Genomic DNA, 3,458 nt, shown 5'->3' with positions numbered 1-3,458 from the left:
CATCGGCTCCATCACCAAGCAGTTCACCGCGGCCGCCATCCTCAAGCTGGAGATGGAAGGCAAGCTGAGCACTGCGGACACGCTGGGCCGCTTCTTCCCCGACGCGCCGGCGGACAAGCGCGGCATCACCATCCACCAGCTCCTGTCGCACACGTCCGGCCTGGCGGAAGACCCGGGCGGCGGCGAGGAGCGGGACCGCGAGCGCGGCATCCGCAAGATCTTCGACACGCCGCTCGCGGCGGCGCCGGGCACGCGCAACATCTACTCGAACCCGGGCTACGTGCTGCTCGCCGCCATCGCGGAGAAGGTGGGCGGTATGGACCTGGACGAGCTCCAGCGCCGCGAGCTGTTCGCGCCCGCGGGCATGCCGCGCACCGGCTACCGCATTCCCGCGGCGGGCGGCCCGGCGCCCGCGAAGCTGTACGTGGGCGACGCGAGCAACGGCTCGCCGATGGACGACGCGTACCCGAACTGGGCGCGCACGGGCTCCGGCGGCGTGATGTCCACCGCCGGGCAGATGTACCGGTGGATGCGGGCGCTGAAGGGCGACGCCGTCCTCTCCGCCGCGGCGAAGCGGAAGATGTGGACGCCGGTGCTGGACGACTACGGCTACGGCTGGGGCCTGCGCGGCTCGCCGTGGGGCCGCACCATCGGCCACAACGGCGGCAACACGCAGGGCACCGGCACCGATCTGCTGTGGTGGCCGGAGCAGGACGTGGTGGTGATCGTGCTGGGCGCCGACGACGGGATGAACGTGGTGCTGGGCCGCGCGGGGGTGTCGCGGCAGGTGCAGGCCATCGTCTTCGGCGACTCGGCGGGCGCCGTGCCGGAGGTGGGACGCACGGACTCCGCTTCTCTCGCCCGGTTCACGGGCACGTACGCGCTGCCCACGGGCGGGCACGTTCACGCGGAGGCGGCCGCGCGCGGCCTGCGCCTGAGCGGCGACGCACCCGACGCGCTGGCGGCGCTCGCGGGCGAGGACACGGCGTCGCAGCGGTTCGCCGGGAGCATGCGGCAGGCGCTGGCGCTTGCCCAGGCGATCATGGCGGGCGACACGGCCGCGGTGCGCGCGGCGGCCGGGGCGGACTCCGATCCGGCGCGGCTCATCGGCCTGGGCAGCCGGCTGGCGGGCGGGATGGGCGACTTGCGCGGCGTCAGTCCGCTGGGCGCCGTGGCCGTGCGGGGAGGCGAGCCGCCGCTGGCCGTGGTGCGCGTGGAGCTCGCGCGTGGCGCGGCGTACCTGGGAATGGCCTTCGGGGCGGAGGGTTTGATGACCATCCGCCGCCTCGCCCGCCCGCCGTCCGTGATCTACGTCCCGCTCGCCGCGCCGGGTGAGCTGGGCAGCATGGACTGGCAGACCGGCGCCGTCCGCCGCATCCGCTTCACCACGGCCCCGGGCGGAGCGCGTGAGATGCGCATCGCGACCGCGTCGGGCGAGATAACCGCCGCGCATCAGCCGGGAAGCTGAGGCTCGGGAGAGGACGCTGAGGATCGAAAGAGGTCGTCGCCCGCCTTGCATCTCCAGGACCACACGGGAGATGCAGGGCGGGCGATGTTCGTCCGGGGCCGCGAGTCCACGGCGGATTTGAGGCGGCGGAAACCGCGCATCGGCAGACAATCCCGCCGCAGTTTCGGAGGAGGCGGTCGGACGGAGGATCGGTCAGGCCCCTGCGCGGGTCGGACAACGCGGAGGGGCTTACGCGCATCCCATCTATCGCGCGGCGCGGGCGGCGCTTACAATTTCCGGGCACGCCATCGTGCGCCTCCCAGACTTCCCGAAACCTGCCGGACCGCGCTCCGTACGGTCTGCCGCGCCACGGCCGCCCGGTCCCCGGCTCCGCTCCGCCCATGCGGCCGCGCCCAGGCCCAGCCTCCCTCCACCTATCAGGACCGCCCATGCAGCTCGTGATCGAGAACCTCTCCAAGACGTATCCCAACGGCACCCACGCGTTGCGCGACGTGAGCCTCACCATCCCGCAGGGCATGTTCGGCCTGCTGGGGCCCAACGGCGCCGGAAAGAGCACGCTCATGCGCACCATCGCCACGCTGCAGGAGCCGGACGCGGGCTCCATCCGCCTGGGCGACATCGACGTGCTGCGCGACAAGGACGCGGTGCGGCGCACGCTGGGCTACCTGCCGCAGGAGTTCGGGCTCTACCCCAAGGTCTCCGCCATCGACCTGCTGGACCACTTCGCCACGCTGAAGGGCGTCGTGAACGCGCGCGAGCGGAAGGAGGTGGTGCGCTCGCTGCTGGAGCAGACGAACCTGTGGCAGGCGCGGCGCAAGCACCTGGGCGGCTTCAGCGGGGGCATGCGGCAGCGGTTCGGCATCGCGGTGGCGCTCATCGGCAACCCCAAGCTCATCATCGTCGACGAGCCCACGGCGGGCCTCGACCCCGCCGAGCGCGTGCGGTTCCTGAACCTGCTCAGCGAGCTGGGTGAGAACGCCGTGGTCATCCTCTCCACGCACATCGTGGATGACGTGAGCGAGCTGTGCAGCCGCATGGCCATCATCAACCACGGCGAGATCCTGCAGGAGGCCGAGCCGCTGGCGGCCATCGAGCAGGTGACCGGCCGGGTGTGGCGCCGCGCCATCGAGCGCGACGAGCTGCCTGCGTTCGAGGCGAAGCACGCGGTGATCTCCAGCCGCCTGCTGGCGGGCCGCACGGTGGTGCACGTGCTGAGCGACGGGCCGCCTGCGCCCGGGTTCGAGCAGGTGACGGCGTCGCTCGAGGACGTGTACTTCGCGACCATGCGGGCCCGCCGCGAGGCGGACACCGCGGCCGCAGCGTAAGGGGCCGCCATGTTCTTCCGCATCGTCGGCTTCGAGCTGCGCTACTACTTCCAGCGCATCTCCACCTGGATGTACTTCGCGGTCCTGGCGCTCTTCGGCTTCCTGATGATCAACGTGTCGGGCGGCGCCTTCAGCAGCGTGGCGGCCAACGCGGGCGGCAAGGAGTTCGTGAACGCGCCGCTCGCCGTGGCCATCTGGATGGCGGTCATCAGCCTCTTCGGCACCATCGTGGTGGCCGCGCTGGTGGGCAACTCCGTGTACCGGGACTACGAGAGCGGCATCCACCCGCTCTTCTTCACCGCGCCCCTTTCCAAGGCGGCCTACCTGGGCGGGCGCTTCACCGGCTCGATCCTGGTCACGCTGGTGGTATTCCTGGGCATCCCGCTGGGCATCCTGATCGGCTCGCTGATGCCGTACCTGGAGCGCGAGCGCTTCGGGCCCACGCTGCCCATGGCGTACGTGGCACCCTTCTTCATCCTCGTGCTGCCCAACCTGCTGCTCGCGGGCGCCATCTTCTTCTCGCTGGCGGCGCTCACGCGGCAGATGCTGTCCAACTACATCGGCGGCGTGGTGCTGATCGTGGGCTACCTGATGGCCCAGTCGCTGATCGAGAACATCGACAACAAGGCGCTGGCGGGGATGGTGGACCCGTACGGCATGCAGGC

Annotated in this window: 3 protein-coding genes; all 3 read left to right on the top strand. The window is 71.4% G+C overall.

The window, feature by feature from the left end; translation table 11 throughout:
- Window positions 1–1,468, top strand: a 1,468-nt coding sequence (locus VFE05_19555; GenBank protein HET6232280.1) for a serine hydrolase domain-containing protein, incomplete at its 5' end; no start/stop codon positions are given.
- A gap of 428 nt (window positions 1,469–1,896) precedes the next feature.
- On the top strand, window positions 1,897–2,793 hold the full coding sequence (locus VFE05_19550) for an ABC transporter ATP-binding protein (GenBank protein HET6232279.1): 897 nt from the start codon (window positions 1,897–1,899) through the stop codon (window positions 2,791–2,793).
- A 9-nt stretch (window positions 2,794–2,802) separates the two neighbouring features.
- The coding region (locus tag VFE05_19545) for a hypothetical protein (protein HET6232278.1) at window positions 2,803–3,458 on the top strand (656 nt) is incomplete at its 3' end.

The organism is Longimicrobiaceae bacterium, from assembly GCA_035696245.1.
GTDB lineage: Bacteria > Gemmatimonadota > Gemmatimonadetes > Longimicrobiales > Longimicrobiaceae > DASRQW01.
The sequence above is the reverse complement of the archived record's forward strand: the minus strand, read 5'-3'. Positions and strand labels throughout refer to the sequence as shown.